This is a genomic window from Achromobacter sp. ACM03 (genome assembly GCF_014851665.1).
Classification (GTDB): Bacteria; Pseudomonadota; Gammaproteobacteria; order Burkholderiales; family Burkholderiaceae_B; genus Achromobacter; species Achromobacter aegrifaciens.
Map to the genome: position 1 here is coordinate 319,800 of NZ_JACVAD010000001.1, position 14,194 is coordinate 333,993.

Consider the following 14,194-nt stretch of genomic DNA (forward strand, 5'->3'; position numbering starts at 1 on the left):
TAACGCTCGGATATTCCATGCTTGTCAACTTGAAAGTCCGCACCTGTCTCGTTCTGGTGTTGCTGCTCTTCACGGGCGCCATGTTCATCTCAAATGGCGTGGCGTGGATGGGGCTGAACTCGAGCAATGAGAAGCTGGAGCGGGTCAACGACGCCTATTCCACGCAGGCCTCGCAGCTGAACCGGGCCTACATCCTGTTCCTGCGCGGCCGCTTGCTGTTGGCGACGTCGCTGATGGATCTGCAGCAAGGAAAGACCGAACAGGCGACTTCGCAGGCCAAGCGCGCGGAAGGTTTGATGCAGGAAGGCGCTCAGGCGCTGGACGCATACCGCAAGGCACCGCGCCTGGAAGGCTCGGAGGCTTTGAATCAAAAGCTGGAAGGCGCCTACAAGCAGTTCAGCGACGTGGTCAGGCGTCAGGCGGCCGCGTTGTCGACCATGGCCGTGCAGGACTACCTGGATCTGAACGACGCGGGGAGCGCGGCGAACACGGCTCTGAGAGAGGCCGTCGGCGGCGTGCTGGCGCATATCGACTCCAGCACCGATGAGCTCGTGGTGCAGGCCGAAGCGTCCCACGGCGTTTCGCGCACGGTCACGATAGTCATGCTGGCGATCTCCCTGGCCTTGGCATTGGGCTGCTGGCTGTTCATCAGCCGGACCGTGCTGCGCCCGTTGCGGGAAGCGGGCGACCATTTTGAAAAGATCTCGGGCGGCGATTTCACCGGTCGCATCGACGTGCGCAGCACCAACGAGATTGGCCAATTGTTTGGCGCTATCAAGCGTATGCAGGAAAGCCTGACCCGCACCGTGGCGCTGGTGCGCCGTGGCGTGGACGAGATCAACGTGGGCTCGCGCGAGATTTCCGCCGGCAACACGGACCTGTCCAGCCGCACCGAGCAGCAGGCGGCCTCGCTGGAGGAAACCGCGGCGTCGATGGAAGAACTTGCGTCGACCGTGAAGCAGAACGCGGACAATGCGCGCCAGGCCAATCAGCTGGCGGCCAGCGCGTCCGATGTGGCCGAGCGCGGCGGTTCTGCGGTGTCGGAAGTGGTCAGCACGATGCAAGGCATTTCGGCCAGCTCGCGCAAGATCTCCGAGATCGTGTCGGTGATCGACGGCATTGCCTTCCAGACCAACATCCTGGCGCTGAATGCGGCGGTGGAAGCGGCGCGCGCGGGTGAGCAGGGCAAGGGCTTTGCCGTGGTGGCCGGCGAAGTGCGCTCGCTGGCGCAGCGCAGCGCCCAGGCGGCCAAGGAAATCAAGGGCCTGATCGAGGATTCCGTGACCAAGGTCAGCGCGGGCTCGCAGCAGGTGGAGCGCGCAGGGTCGACGATGCAGGAGATCGTGGCCTCGGTGAAGCGGGTGACCGACATCATGGGCGAGATCTCGGCGGCGTCCGAAGAACAGTCCAGCGGCATCGACCAGGTGAACCGCGCGGTGTCGCAGATGGACGAGGTGACGCAGCAGAACGCGGCGCTGGTGGAAGAGGCGGCCGCGGCCGCGGGTTCGCTGCAGGAACAGGCGCAGCGCCTGGCCGAAGCAGTGGCCGTGTTCAAGATCAATGCGGGCGAAGTGATCGAAGTCCCCGCGCAGCAATTGGCATCGCAACGCAGCGCGCCCCGCATGCCGGCGCCGCCCACACAGCCGCAGGCTGCGGCAGGCAAGGTGCCCGCCGAACCCGCTAACGCTGAAGCGCCTCAGCCGGCGGAACCTGCACCCAAGGCGGCGCCTGCGCCACGCCTGACTCAGGTCGCCCGGCCCAAGCCAGCGCCGGAAGCGGCCACCACCGTTCGTCCGCTACGCCGGCCAGCCAGTCGCCCGGCGAGCGCCAAGGATGCCGCGCCTGCGGCGCCAGCCTCCAGCCGGCGCCCAACGCCTGCGGCGGATGACGATTGGGAGTCTTTCTGACGGAGGGATCCGTCAGCGCAGCACAGGCAGTAAAGCTACCCCCCTATTTACGGCCTGGCGGCAAGAGTGCCGCCGGGACGACTACCGGAATATACGGAAATGTTTAGCAATCTGAAGGTGCGTACGGGCTTGATGCTTGCCCAGTTGGCCGTAGCGCTGGCCGCGCTGGTTTCCATCGTCCTGGGCTGGAACAGCATGCGTTCCAACTCCGAGGCGATCAATGCACTGGATAGCTTGAGCGTACAGCAGGCGAATCTGATCAAGGACGCTTACACGCAGATGCTGCGCGCGACCATACGCGCCGACATCGCTGCCGCGCAGCGGGCCACGGGCGACGCCAATGGCGCCAGCGAGAACACCCGTACGGTGCAACAGCTGGTCGCCGACGCCAAGAAGAAGATGGAGACCTTCAAGGCCATCCCGAAGACCACGGCGGTAGGCAAGAGCGCCGAGGGTGACCTTCTTTCCTCGTTCAACGGCTTCGCAGACGCATTGCAAGCCATGATGTCGGCCTTGGACAAGGGCGATTCGGCGGCTTACCTGGATTTGAAAAACACCAGGGCCGGCGCCGCGAGCGGGGCGTTCTCGAAACAACTGGGCGAATTCGCCAAAGACATTACCTCCTACAGCGAAGAGATGGTGTCGTCCTCGCGCTCGCAGGCGGCGACGATGGCCATTGTGTACGCCGCGTTGGCGGTGCTGATCGTGGCGGTATGGCTGGGCGCCTTCCTGTTCATGAATCGTGTCGTTCTGCGGCCTTTGCGCGCTGTCAGCGACAGCTTCGACAAGATCGCTGGCGGTGATCTGACCGTCCGCGTAGACGTGACCTCGACCAACGAGATCGGCACGTTGATGGCTGCGGTCAAGCGCATGCAGGAAAGCCTGACTCGTACCGTATCTGCGGTGCGCCGTGGCGTGGACGAGATCAACGTGGGCTCGCGCGAGATTTCCGCCGGCAATACGGACCTGTCCAGCCGCACGGAAGAACAGGCCGCTTCGCTTGAGGAAACTGCGGCTTCGATGGAGCAACTGGCATCGACCGTGAAGCAGAATGCGGACAACGCGCGCCAGGCCAACCAGCTGGCGGCCAGCGCGTCCGACGTGGCCGAGCGCGGCGGTTCGGCGGTGTCGGAAGTGGTCAATACCATGCAGGAAATCTCGGCCAGTTCGCGCAAGATCTCCGAGATCGTGTCGGTGATCGATGGCATTGCCTTCCAGACCAACATCCTGGCGCTGAATGCGGCGGTAGAAGCGGCCCGCGCGGGTGAGCAGGGCAAGGGTTTTGCCGTGGTGGCGGGCGAAGTGCGCTCGCTGGCGCAGCGCAGCGCGCAGGCGGCCAAGGAAATCAAGGGCCTGATCGAGGATTCCGTGTCCAAGGTCGGCGCGGGTTCGGAGCAGGTGGAGCGCGCCGGCTCGACGATGCAGGAGATCGTGGCCTCGGTGAAGCGCGTGACGGACATCATGGGCGAGATCTCGGCCGCTTCCGAGGAACAGTCCAGCGGCATCGACCAGGTCAACCGTGCCGTGTCGCAGATGGACGAGGTGACGCAGCAGAACGCGGCGCTGGTGGAAGAGGCTGCCGCGGCCGCGGGTTCGCTGCAGGAACAGGCGGAACGCCTGGCCGAAGCGGTGGCTGTGTTCAAGGTCAATGCGGGCGAAGTGATCGAAGTCCCCGCGCATCAGTTGGCGGCTCAACGTCCGGCGGCGCGCGTGGCTGCCCCGGTCGCGCCCGCAGCGCAGGCGGACGCACCCGCGGTGGAGGCCAAGGCAGTGCCAGCCGTGCGCTTGACGCATTCCACCCGGACCAAGCCGGCTGCGGCTGAAGGGGCGACAGCGGCGCGGCCGCTGCGCCGTCCCACGGTACGTCCGGCTGCTGCACCGGCGGCCAAGCCCGCCGCGACGGCTGGCCGCCGATCAGCGCCTGCGGATGACGACTGGGAATCTTTCTGACACCGGCGTTGCCGGTAAATGGGTAGGGTATGCGAGGCTATATACATCTTCTGGCGACGGCCGTGGTGGCGGTTCTTCTGGTCGGCTGCGCGGCGTCCGGGCACAATTTCGACCCGGACAAGCTGTCGACCTTGACCCCTGGGCAAACGACGCTGGAAGAGGCTTCACGTGCACTGACCGCCCCGCCCGACAAACTCTACAAGCAGACCGACGGTACGCTGCTCGCGCTCTGGGCCTTCAAAATCACCTTCGTCGCGGACGGCTTGTACAGCCGCAAGGAAGCGCTGCTGCAATTCGGTCCGGACGGCCGACTGCTGCGCCTCGTCGACAGCACCAATATCTTGCTGGAACCCTGGGAACGCCAGAAGCTGCTGGGACCCGCGCCTATGCCTGACCTGCGTCAGGACATGGCGCCGCCCGCCGCGGCCCCCGAGGTGCAGACCATCTACATACCGGGTCCGGGTGAACCGGCCGGATTGCAGCCTCAGGGCAAATAGCGCCCTGTAGTCCAGCGGGGAGCATCGCGGCGCGAGCCGCGATGTACGTCGCCCGGAGTGCATGTCTCGTGTAACAAGGCATGTCCATCGGGTGGTTTTTTATTTGGTCAGAGTAGTTCCTGAGGGATGGGGAAATAATATGGAAGCGAGTCTCGAGTCCGGTACGAAGTCCGGAAAGGTCGGCAAGAAGAAGGCCGCGCGCGCACCCAAGGTGAAGCGCAAGCTGCGGTTGCGCGATGCCCGCGTCGGCACCATGTTGCTGTGGGTCATGGCGTTCTTCGCCGTGTTGATCGCGGCGGTGGGCGGTCTGGCCGCGTATTTCCTGCAGAACAACTATGAGTCGATTCGCGAGGTCAATGCACTGACCGAACGTTCGAAGCAGGTCGAAGTGATCAACAGCGACATGTTGCGCGCGCGGGTTGCCTTGATGGTCGCCGCGCGCCACCTGCAGGAATCCGGCTGGGGCAGCGGCGAGAACTCGGCCCGCGATGCCGCGGCGGCCTTGAAGGGCGCCACGGACCTGCTGACCGGCGTGCGCAGCCGTTTCGCCGATTTCCAGAAGAACATGCTGCAGGACGATACGGGCCGCCAGCTGTCCATGAACCTGGTCCGTCGTTATCGTTCATACATCGACGATGGCGTGGATACCATGGTCGAAGCCCTGCGAAGCGAAGACTATTCCACCTTCTATATGGTGAACAACGAGTACGGCACGCCGCGCAGCGCAGCCTTCATCGAGGCGCTCAGCGAGTTTGGCAAGTACATCGGTGACCAGCAGCAAGCCACGATCGAAAAGGCCGAAGCCAATTTCAACCTCGCCATGGTGGCGGTGGGTGTCGCGGTCGGCCTGGCTGTGCTGCTGATGATTCTGGCGCGTCTGGTGTTCGGCCGCCTGGTGGTGCGCCCCTTGGTGGAAGCCGGCCAGCATTTCGACAAGATTGCAGCCGGAGACCTGACCAGCCGCGTGGAAGTGCGTTCGCACAATGAGATCGGCCAGTTGTTCGCCGCGCTCAAGCGCATGCAGGAAAGCCTGACCCGTACCGTATCCGCGGTGCGCAGCGGCGTGGACGAAATCACGGTGGGTTCGCGCGAAATCTCGGCCGGCAATACGGATCTGTCCAGCCGCACGGAAGAGCAGGCGGCTTCGCTGGAGGAAACCGCGGCTTCGATGGAAGAACTTGCGTCGACCGTGAAGCAGAACGCGGACAATGCGCGCCAGGCCAACCAGCTGGCGGCCAGCGCGTCCGATGTGGCCGAGCGCGGCGGTTCGGCGGTGTCGGAGGTGGTCAGCACGATGCAAGGCATTTCGGCAAGCTCGCGCAAGATCTCCGAGATCGTGTCGGTGATCGATGGCATTGCCTTCCAGACCAACATCCTGGCGCTGAATGCGGCGGTGGAAGCAGCGCGCGCGGGTGAGCAGGGCAAGGGCTTTGCCGTGGTGGCGGGCGAGGTTCGCTCGCTGGCGCAGCGCAGCGCCCAGGCGGCCAAGGAAATCAAGGGCCTGATCGAGGATTCGGTGAGCAAGGTCGGCGCGGGCTCGCAGCAGGTAGAGCGTGCGGGTGCGACGATGCAGGAGATCGTGGCCTCGGTGAAGCGGGTGACCGACATCATGGGCGAGATCTCGGCCGCTTCCGAAGAGCAGTCCAGCGGCATCGACCAGGTGAACCGTGCCGTGTCGCAGATGGACGAGGTGACGCAGCAGAACGCGGCGCTGGTGGAAGAGGCGGCCGCGGCCGCGGGTTCGCTGCAGGAGCAGGCCCAGCGCCTGGCCGAAGCAGTGGCCGTGTTCAAGATCAACACGGGCGAAGTGATCGAAGTTCCTGCGCACCAGTTGTCAGGCGGTTACGCCGCGCCGACGCTGACGCAGGCTTGATGCTCGTCGTCTGACGTCAGTAACAGGACCGCGGCCGCGCTGATGCGCGGCCGCGGTCCATATGCTTTGCGCCTTGGCGTGCGCAAATTCATGCGCACGTTAAGTTTTCGAAAATTTGGTCGTTAACAACAATAACGCCTGAAAAGGGCGGTGAACAGTGTTCGAAAATGCGGGGCCGTGCCGTCCCGGAGCCTGACGAACCTGGCGGGGGAACACGTCTATGCGGGGCGTCAGATCCGGTTTGCTCGCCGATATTCATTCGCTGCTCGACATGATGTATCCGGAGGCAAGCTGTGCGCGTCAACCTACCCGTCCACAATGTAGAAACCAAGCTGCGCGAGGATCAATACCTGATCTCGCGTACTGATACCAAGGGCCGGATCGTCTATGCGAACCCGGCTTTTGTCGAAGTCAGCGGTTTCTCCCGCGAAGAACTCATCGGCAAACCGCACAACATCGTGCGCCATCCCGACATGCCGCCCGAAGCCTACGAAGACCTGTGGGAAACGCTGCAGGCCGGAGAGTCGTGGCTGGGCCTGGTGAAGAATCGGCGCAAGGACGGCGGTTACTACTGGGTGCTGGCCAATGCAACGCCCATCGTCGAAAACGGCGAGGTCGTGGCGTATTCCTCGGTACGGGTGCGCCCCTCCGAAGAACAGATCGAAATGGCTGAGGATTTGTATGCCCGAATTCGCGAGGGCACGGCCAAGGGCGTGCGCATCCTGCGCGGGCGTCCCGTGCGGGCGGGCTGGCGGCGCGGCGTGGACGTGCTGGCATTTCCATTCCGGCGCAATGTCCGCAGCCGCATGCTGCGTCACGCGCTGCTGTCATCCGCAATCATGGCTGGCGCGGGCATTTACGGCCTGCGGGCCAATTGGGCGGAACTGGGCACCTTGGGCGCGAGCGTTGGCTGCGCGGCCATTGCGCTGGGCGTCATCGCCATCTTTGGCATGGGCTGGCGCCTGTCGCGCTCGCTGCTGGATCCGATGGTGGATGCCGCCAATATGGCGCGTCAGGTGGCCGCGGGCAATCTGACCACGCAGATCGTGGCGGATTCCGACGATGAAGTCGGAAGTTTGAAGTTCTCGCTGGAAGTGATGCGCAAGAGCCTGATCGGGATTGCACAGGACGTGTATCGCGGCATTGAAGGCACGACCCATGCCGCAGCGCATATCGCGCGCGGCAACCAGGAACTCGCGGGCCGTACCGAAGGCCAGGCGGCGTCCTTGCAGCAGACCGCGGCCAGCATGGAACAGCTGACCTCCACGGTGCGGCAGAACGCCGACAACGCGCGCCAGGCCAACCAGCTTGCGGCCAGCAGCATGGAAGTGGCGCGCAAGGGCGGCGTGGCGGTCGGGCAGGTGGTCAGCACCATGCACGGCATTTCGGACAGCTCCCGCAAGATCGCCGATATCGTCAGCATCATCGAAGGCATCGCGTTCCAGACCAACATCCTGGCCCTGAACGCCGCCGTGGAAGCGGCCCGCGCCGGGGAGTCCGGCAAGGGCTTCGCGGTGGTGGCAGGCGAGGTCCGCAGCCTGGCGCAGAAGAGCGCGCAGGCAGCCAAAGAGATCAAGGGCCTGATCGAAGACTCGGTGGAACGTGTGACCGAAGGCTCCCAGCAGGCCGAGCAGGCGGGAGCGACGATGCAGGACATCGTGGCCGCCGTGCATCGTGTCACCGACATCATCGGCGAGATCTCGCAGGCTTCGCAGGAACAGTCCAGCGGCATCGAGCAGGTGGATACGGCGGTGTCGCAGATGGACGTGATGACGGTGCAGAACACCGCGCTGGTTCAGGATCTGGGTGGTGCCGTGATGCAGCTGGGCAACCAATCCGGCGCGCTGCGCGAGACGATCCGGGTGTTCCGCCTTACCGGGCAGCAGTAAACGGAAACGGGCGGTGTCACCCACCGCCCGGCATCCACCACTACCAGTCCAGTCCTATTTGCCCGCCAGAGCGTCGGCGACCCGGCTCATCGCCGTGAGCCCAGATTCGAACAGCGATTCCAGGAAGGGCCCGGCGTGCGGCAGCACGACCGTCAGAATGGTGACGCCGATGATGAGCGTTACGGGAAAGCCGATAGAGAACACTGACAGCTGCTGCGCCGCACGATTCAGGATGCCCATCGCCAGGTTGATGGTCAGCAGCGCGCAGATCAAGGGCAGGGCCAGCAGCAGGCCCGATACGAAAATGGTCTTGCCCCATTCCACCACTACGCCAAAGCCGTTCTGGTGCAACTGGATCATGGCGACGGGCAAGGTGTCGAAGGAGCGGACCAGCGCGGCCAGGACCAGCAGATGGCCGTCCAAGGCTAGAAAAGTCAGCATCGCAATGATGTTGAACAGGCGCGACAGCACTGCGGTATTGGCGCCGGAACTCGGGTCGAAGAACGACGCGAACGACAGGCCCATCTGCAGGCCGACGAATTCGCCGGCGGTCTGCACCGCGGCGAATACCATGCGCATGGTGAAGCCCAACGCGATGCCGATCAGCACCTGCTGCATCACCATCCACAATCCGGCAAACGAGCCGGGAGCAATGGGCGGCACGGGGTCGAGCGCCGGACTGATCGCGACGGCCAGCACGAAGGAAAGTCCGACCTTGACCTTGATGGGAATCAGCGATTCGGAGAACAGCGGCGCGGTGCCCACGAGCGCCAGGATACGCACGAACGGCCAGAGGAACTGGCCGATCCAGCCGTTGAGCTGCTCGAGCGTGAAGGCGATCATGGGGGGAGGTCCGGTGCCTGGCGACGGCTGCCGTTCAGGACACCAGCATGGGAATCTGGCCGATCAGCTGCCGTATGTAGTCGACCATGACGCCGATAAGCCAGGGTCCCAGCAGCACGAGTACGCCGCACATGGCCAGCAGCTTCGGAATGAACGACAGCGTCATTTCGTTGATCTGCGTGGCGGCCTGGAAGATGCTGATGACCAGACCCACCACCAGCGTCACGAGCAGTAGCGGCCCGGCCATCGCCAGCACGATCTTCATCGCCTGGTAGGTCATGGTCATGACGGTTTCGGCGGTCATGGCGATTCTCCTCCAGGCGTTATTGGTAGAAGCTCTGGGCGAGCGAGCCCATGAGCAGGTTCCAGCCGTCGGCCAGCACGAAAAGCATCAGCTTGAAGGGCAGGGCCACTGTCACCGGCGGAACCATCATCATGCCCAGCGCCATCAGCACGCTGGCGACGACCAGGTCGATGATGAGGAAGGGGATGAAGATGGTGAAGCCGATCTGGAAGGCGGTCTTGAGTTCGCTGGTGATGAACGCCGGCACCAGGATGCGCAGGGGCACCTGAGTAGGGTCTTCCAGGGCGGGCTGCTTGGCCAGGTTGGCGAACAGCGACAGATCGTTCTCGCGCGTCTGGTGCAGCATGAAGGTGCGCAGCGGCGCGGCGGCGCGCTCGACCGCCGCCTCGAACTGGATCGAGCCTTCGGACAGCGGCTTGTAGGCGTCGGTGTAGATCTTGTCGAATACTGGCGACATCGTATAGAAGGTCAGGAACAGCGCCAGGCCGATCAGCACATGGTTGGGCGGCGACATGGCCGTGCCCATGGCGCTGCGCAGCAAGCCCAGCACGATGATGATGCGGGTGAAGCCCGTCATCATCAGCAGTGCGGCGGGCAGGAACGACAGCGACGTCATCAGCAGCAGGGTCTGCATGCTGAGCGAATAGGTTTCCGAACCGTTCGGGCCCGGCGTGGCTGTCAGCGCAGGCAAGGTTGCCTGCGCGACGACACCCGCGGGAAACAGGGCCAGGCCCAGCAGGGCGGCGGCGCCGAGCAGGTGCAGCGCGCCGGGCCGGGCGCGGACGGGTGTCGTGCTTGTGGGCAAACTCATGGGTGTCGCTTGGAGGGCGCGGCAGCGCTAGCGGCGCTTGAGCGCCTGGCCCAGCTTGGCCGCGAAGGCGGCCGCAGGCAAGGTCGAAGCCTCCGGCAACTGGCCGGCGGGCAGGGTATGCAGGGTATTGAGCTGGTTCGGGCCTACGCCCACCACCAGCCAGGTGTTTTCGACTTCCACCACCACGATGCTCTGGCGCGGGCCGACGGGCAGGCTTGCGACCTGCCGCAGCAGGTTGCCGCCGCCGCGTTGTGTCAGCCCGGCGCGGCGCGCCAGCCAAGCCGAAGCCAGGATGGCGGCCACGACCAGGATCAGGCCGACAACGACGCGCAGGAGAGCGGATTCGTCCATGACGCCCAGGTCAGCGGCGGTTGTTCAAGCGGTTGATCCGCTCGGACGGCGTGATGATGTCGGTCAGGCGGATACCGTACTTGTCTTCCACGACCACGACTTCGCCCTGGGCGATCAGGTAGCCGTTGACGAAGATGTCCATCGGTTCGCCTGCCAGACCGTCCAGTTCGACCACGGAACCCTGACCCAGCTGCAGCAGGTTCTTGATGGTCAGGCGGGTGCGGCCCAGCTCGACCGTCAGCTGGACGGGGACGTCCATGATCAGGTCGATGTCGGCGCCAGCGCCGCCGGCGGTGCCAGCCAGGGGCTTGAACACGGATTGCGCGGCGGATTGGGCGGCAGCAGCGGGAGCGGCAGGCGCCGCGGCAGCGGGAGCCGGCGCCGGTGCGGGCGCGGCTGCGCTGGTCTGCTCGGCCATCGCGGCGGCCCAGTCGTCCTGCGGCTTCAGGCCGTCGGCCTGGGTGGGCGGATTGGCGCGGGATTGTTCGGCGAGCGCGTCGGCCCAGTCGTCGGCCGGGGACGAGCCGGTACCGGGCTCGTTCTTGTCAGTCATGGTCAGAGGCCTCGTTGGATTCTGTATCGTGGGTAAACATGTTCTGTACGCGCAGGGCGTACTGGCCATTGAAGACGCCGTAGCCGCATTCCATCAGCGGCACGCCGTCGACGCTGGCGACTATGGTTTCGGGTACGGTCACGGGGAGGACGTCACCTACCTTCAGGCTCATCAGTTCGCGGATCGACGACGGGATGCGGGCAAATTCCGCCACCACGTCGATGTCGGCGCTGCGCACCTGGCGCGAGAGCTGTTGCGCCCAGCGCTGGTCCACTTCTTCGAGCGTGGTTTCCTGCAGCGGGCGCGTCAGCAGATCGCGCACCGGCTCGATCATGGAATAGGGCAGGCAGATGTTCAGGTCGCCGCCGGTCGCGCCGAATTCGATGTGGAACGAGGTGACGACCACCACTTCATTGTTGCCGGTGATGCTGGCGAACTTGGTGTGCATCTCCGAGCGCACGTACTCGAATTCGATCGGATAGACGGGGTCCCAGGACTTGCCGTAGCTTTCCAGGGTCAGGTTGAGCAGGCGCCGGATGATGCGCTGTTCGGTCGTGGTGAAGTCGCGGCCTTCGACGCGCGTGTGGTAGCGGCCATCGCCGCCGAACAGGCTGTCGATGACCAGGAACACCAGGTTCGGGTCATAGGTGAAGAGCGCCGTGCCGCGCAGGGGCTTCATCTGAATCATGTTCAGATTGCTCGGCACGGGCAGGTTGCGTTCGAAGTCCGCGTACTTCAGGATCTTGATCGAACCTACCGTGATGTCGGCGCTGCGGCGCATGAAGTTCAGCAGCACATGGCGCATCTGGCGGGCGAAACGCTCGTTGATGAGCTCCAGCGTCTGCATGCGGCGCCGCACGACGCGGTCCGGCGAACTCAGGTCGTACGCGCGGGCGCCGGCGTTCTGGTCCGCGGCGCTAGCTTTGCTGTCGCTTTCGCCGGTGACGCCCGCCAACAGCGCATCAACCTCGTCCTGCGAAAGAAATGCCTCGTAGGCCATGCTTATTGCACCACGAACGCCGTGTACAGTACGTCGGTGACATACTGGCCGTCCGGCAGGGGCGAGAAGGGGCGATTCACGGCCTGCTTGATGGCGTTGGCCATGTCGGTCTTGCCTTGTTGAGTCTGCACGCCGGTGGGCGATTGCGACGACAGCACCATCAGGATGCGGCTGCGCACTTCAGGCATGTACTTTTCGAGGCGCGTGCGGGTTTGTTCGTCGCTGACGCGCAACGTCAGGCCCACGTGCATGATGCGTTCCGTATCAGGGTTCTGCAGCGTGACGGTGAAGGGTTCGATCGGCACGAAGATCGGCGCGGGCACGGCGACCGGGTTGGCCGGCGGCGCGACAAAGGTGGTCGGGGCTGCTTGCGGGCCTTGTTCGGGTTGGCCGGGCTGACCGGGTTGGCCAGGTTGCCCTGCCGGCACCTGACCGACGCCGAGCTGCACGGTTGCGCTGTTCTGCGGCTGCATGCGTTGGGTGATGAACCAGGTTGCGCCGGCGCTGGCCGCGGCAACGATGAGCAGGACCAGGATTGCCAGCAAGGGGCGAAGAATACGGCCCATGCCGCCGGAGCGGGAAGAAGGCGCGCCGCGCGCAGGCATGGGTGAAGGTTTGGAAGTCGCCATCTCGGTGTCGATGCGTGTTTTGCCGCTGATGAAAACGGGTTCTTAGTGGATGAAAGCATTCTGCCCCAAATGCCGCTTCCGCTTGGAGGCGAAAAACAGGGCGAAAGCCGCGTATCTCAAGCTATTGCTGCACCGCCCGCAGCCGTGGCCGGGAGCGATGCGTTGCTTTGTCAGGCGAAGGTGTCCACCAGCGCGTTGGCGTTGCGCGGGGCCGTTACCGCAGCCGGTGCTTCAGCCACGGCTTCGGCGCCAGTCTGGGCGCCTCCGGCATGGCGTTGCGAGCTGTTGCCGCCTTGTTGCGCGAATTCTTGTTGGGCGGCTTGTTCACCCACGCTGGTCTGGCCCAGCGAGATGCCGGCCTGGGCCAGCGCCTGCTGCAGTTGCGGGATGGCGGTTTCGATCGCCTGGCGCACCGAGGCGTGGGCCGACACGAACGAAGCGCTGGCGACGCCGTCCGACAGGTTCAGGCTGACGCGCAGCGGGCCGAGATCGGGCGGATCGAGGCGCAGTTCGGCAGTTTGCATGCCTTGGCGCGCGTTGTGGCTCATCATGACGACCTGTTGGCCGAGCTCCGTGCCCCAGTGGGTGCCGCCGACGGGAGTGGCGACTTGCAGCACGACCGGCACGACCGGTGCGGCGACTGCTGCGGGGTTTGCAATGGGAGCGGCGGCAGGACGCTGCGCGGCTGCGGCAAGCGCCTGGGCCAGATGGCCCTGGGCCGAGGCGCCATGCTGGGGCGCCTGGAATTGCTGTTGCGCGCTGGCCAGGGCAGGGGTCTCGTCGGTCTGTTCTGGCATGGTGCCATGGTCCGCGGCGGGGCGTGCGTCGCGCGCGGGACGGGGCAGCGCGACCTCCGCAGCGAGTCGCGGCGTTTCGGCCTTGACGGGCGCGGTAGCGGCCGGGGTGCGGACCGGCGTTTGCGCGACGGCCGCGGCGTCAGTGCCGGGCTTGGCTGCCGCGGTGACCACCGGTACGGCGATTTCTGTCTCGCGGGCGGCCAACGCGGCGGCAGCCTCTGCCTGCGGAGCGGTCAGGCCGACAGCGCCAGAGGCTGCGATGGCAGCGGCCTGCGCCTGCGTCGCGGGTGCCGCGTCGGCGGCATTCAATGCGGCGGTCAGAACGGCGGCGCCGCTGCTCATCGCTGCGGCGGCAGCGGTGGCGTTGCCGCGCGCGAGCTGCACTTGTTCTGCGGCCTGGGCCGCGATTTCGAGGGCTTGCTGCGGGAGTATGACCGCGGGTTGAGCGGCCGCAACGGCGAGTGCGCCTGCCTCGGCCTGCGCGGCGGCTTGCACCGCCTCGTCGATGGCGCCGGCGGCGGCGCCTTCGGCGCGGGCGGCTGGGTCGCTGGATGTCTTGCCATCAGCCGGCGTCTTGGCGCCGTTGTTGGCGGGGCGCGAGTCGGCGGCCTGGTTGGGGCGTTGTTGCGCGGGACGCTGCTGGGCCAGCACGTCGGAGAAGCTGGGGCCCTTCTTGTTACTTGTAGGCGCGCTCTTGGCGCCGAGCGCGTCGGCGATCGACGAGGGTGCGGCGGGCGCGATGGAGGGCAGGGGCAGGGGAGCGTTCATCTGGGGCTTCCTGTTAGGTATT

General features: G+C 65.3%; 13 protein-coding genes. 5 read left to right on the plus strand and 8 right to left on the minus strand.

The window, feature by feature from the left end; all coding sequences use genetic code 11:
- The first annotated feature begins 17 nt into the window (after positions 1-17).
- From IB257_RS01385 to IB257_RS01405, 5 genes are all read left to right on the plus strand, one after another.
- Entirely contained in the window at positions 18-1,907 is a 1,890-nt protein-coding gene (locus tag IB257_RS01385) for a methyl-accepting chemotaxis protein (protein WP_192491751.1), read from the plus strand.
- Between the two features lie 99 nt (positions 1,908-2,006).
- Positions 2,007-3,857 (plus strand): methyl-accepting chemotaxis protein, encoded by a 1,851-nt coding sequence (locus IB257_RS01390; RefSeq protein ID WP_054456680.1) that lies wholly within the window; start codon positions 2,007-2,009, stop codon positions 3,855-3,857.
- A gap of 29 nt (positions 3,858-3,886) precedes the next feature.
- Positions 3,887-4,354, plus strand: coding sequence for a hypothetical protein (locus IB257_RS01395; RefSeq protein WP_054456681.1), 468 nt, complete (start codon positions 3,887-3,889; stop codon positions 4,352-4,354).
- Positions 4,355-4,493: 139 nt separating this feature from the next.
- Positions 4,494-6,227, plus strand: coding sequence for a methyl-accepting chemotaxis protein (locus IB257_RS01400; protein WP_054456682.1), 1,734 nt, complete (start codon positions 4,494-4,496; stop codon positions 6,225-6,227).
- A 293-nt stretch (positions 6,228-6,520) separates the two neighbouring features.
- Positions 6,521-8,116: a PAS domain-containing methyl-accepting chemotaxis protein gene (locus tag IB257_RS01405; protein ID WP_054456683.1), complete on the plus strand. Its 1,596-nt coding sequence runs from the start codon at positions 6,521-6,523 to the stop codon at positions 8,114-8,116.
- 54 nt (positions 8,117-8,170) lie between these two features.
- Here the strand turns inward: IB257_RS01405 and fliR are convergent, their stop codons facing one another.
- The 8 genes from fliR to IB257_RS01445 form a co-directional block, all read right to left on the minus strand.
- Positions 8,171-8,959 carry a flagellar biosynthetic protein FliR gene (fliR, locus tag IB257_RS01410; protein ID WP_192491752.1) on the minus strand — a complete coding sequence of 263 codons (789 nt, stop codon included), beginning with the start codon at positions 8,957-8,959 and terminating at the stop codon, positions 8,171-8,173.
- Positions 8,960-8,993: 34 nt separating this feature from the next.
- Entirely contained in the window at positions 8,994-9,263 is a 270-nt protein-coding gene (gene fliQ / locus IB257_RS01415) for a flagellar biosynthesis protein FliQ (protein WP_008163193.1), read from the minus strand.
- A 19-nt stretch (positions 9,264-9,282) separates the two neighbouring features.
- A complete protein-coding gene (fliP, locus tag IB257_RS01420; RefSeq protein ID WP_175180792.1) occupies positions 9,283-10,074 on the minus strand; it encodes a flagellar type III secretion system pore protein FliP in 792 nt (263 codons plus the stop codon).
- 27 nt (positions 10,075-10,101) lie between these two features.
- On the minus strand, positions 10,102-10,425 hold the full coding sequence (gene fliO, locus IB257_RS01425) for a flagellar biosynthetic protein FliO (RefSeq protein WP_192491753.1): 324 nt from the start codon (positions 10,423-10,425) through the stop codon (positions 10,102-10,104).
- A gap of 10 nt (positions 10,426-10,435) precedes the next feature.
- Positions 10,436-10,978 (minus strand): flagellar motor switch protein FliN, encoded by a 543-nt coding sequence (fliN, locus tag IB257_RS01430; RefSeq protein ID WP_192491754.1) that lies wholly within the window; start codon positions 10,976-10,978, stop codon positions 10,436-10,438.
- Positions 10,971-11,978, minus strand: a complete 1,008-nt coding sequence (gene fliM, locus IB257_RS01435) for a flagellar motor switch protein FliM (protein ID WP_192491755.1) — start codon at positions 11,976-11,978, stop codon at positions 10,971-10,973. Before fliM ends, fliN begins: the two co-directional genes overlap by 8 nt.
- Before the next feature lie 2 nt (positions 11,979-11,980).
- Complete coding sequence (fliL, locus tag IB257_RS01440) at positions 11,981-12,607, minus strand: flagellar basal body-associated protein FliL (RefSeq protein WP_054456689.1); 627 nt, start codon at positions 12,605-12,607, stop codon at positions 11,981-11,983.
- Positions 12,608-12,777: 170 nt separating this feature from the next.
- Positions 12,778-14,172, minus strand: coding sequence for a flagellar hook-length control protein FliK (locus tag IB257_RS01445; protein ID WP_192491756.1), 1,395 nt, complete (start codon positions 14,170-14,172; stop codon positions 12,778-12,780).
- Positions 14,173-14,194: the final 22 nt, after the last annotated feature.

Coding starts and splice junctions, on each gene's coding strand:
- fliM (WP_192491755.1), bottom strand. CDS start 11,978: ATGGCCTACGAGGCATTTCTTTCGCAGGACGAGGTTGATGCGCTGTTG.
- fliP (WP_175180792.1), bottom strand. CDS start 10,074: ATGAGTTTGCCCACAAGCACGACACCCGTCCGCGCCCGGCCCGGCGCG.
- fliL (WP_054456689.1), bottom strand. CDS start 12,607: ATGGCGACTTCCAAACCTTCACCCATGCCTGCGCGCGGCGCGCCTTCT.
- IB257_RS01390 (WP_054456680.1), top strand. CDS start 2,007: ATGTTTAGCAATCTGAAGGTGCGTACGGGCTTGATGCTTGCCCAGTTG.
- IB257_RS01385 (WP_192491751.1), top strand. CDS start 18: ATGCTTGTCAACTTGAAAGTCCGCACCTGTCTCGTTCTGGTGTTGCTG.
- fliR (WP_192491752.1), bottom strand. CDS start 8,959: ATGATCGCCTTCACGCTCGAGCAGCTCAACGGCTGGATCGGCCAGTTC.
- IB257_RS01400 (WP_054456682.1), top strand. CDS start 4,494: ATGGAAGCGAGTCTCGAGTCCGGTACGAAGTCCGGAAAGGTCGGCAAG.
- fliO (WP_192491753.1), bottom strand. CDS start 10,425: ATGGACGAATCCGCTCTCCTGCGCGTCGTTGTCGGCCTGATCCTGGTC.
- IB257_RS01445 (WP_192491756.1), bottom strand. CDS start 14,172: ATGAACGCTCCCCTGCCCCTGCCCTCCATCGCGCCCGCCGCACCCTCG.
- fliQ (WP_008163193.1), bottom strand. CDS start 9,263: ATGACCGCCGAAACCGTCATGACCATGACCTACCAGGCGATGAAGATC.
- fliN (WP_192491754.1), bottom strand. CDS start 10,978: ATGACTGACAAGAACGAGCCCGGTACCGGCTCGTCCCCGGCCGACGAC.
- IB257_RS01395 (WP_054456681.1), top strand. CDS start 3,887: ATGCGAGGCTATATACATCTTCTGGCGACGGCCGTGGTGGCGGTTCTT.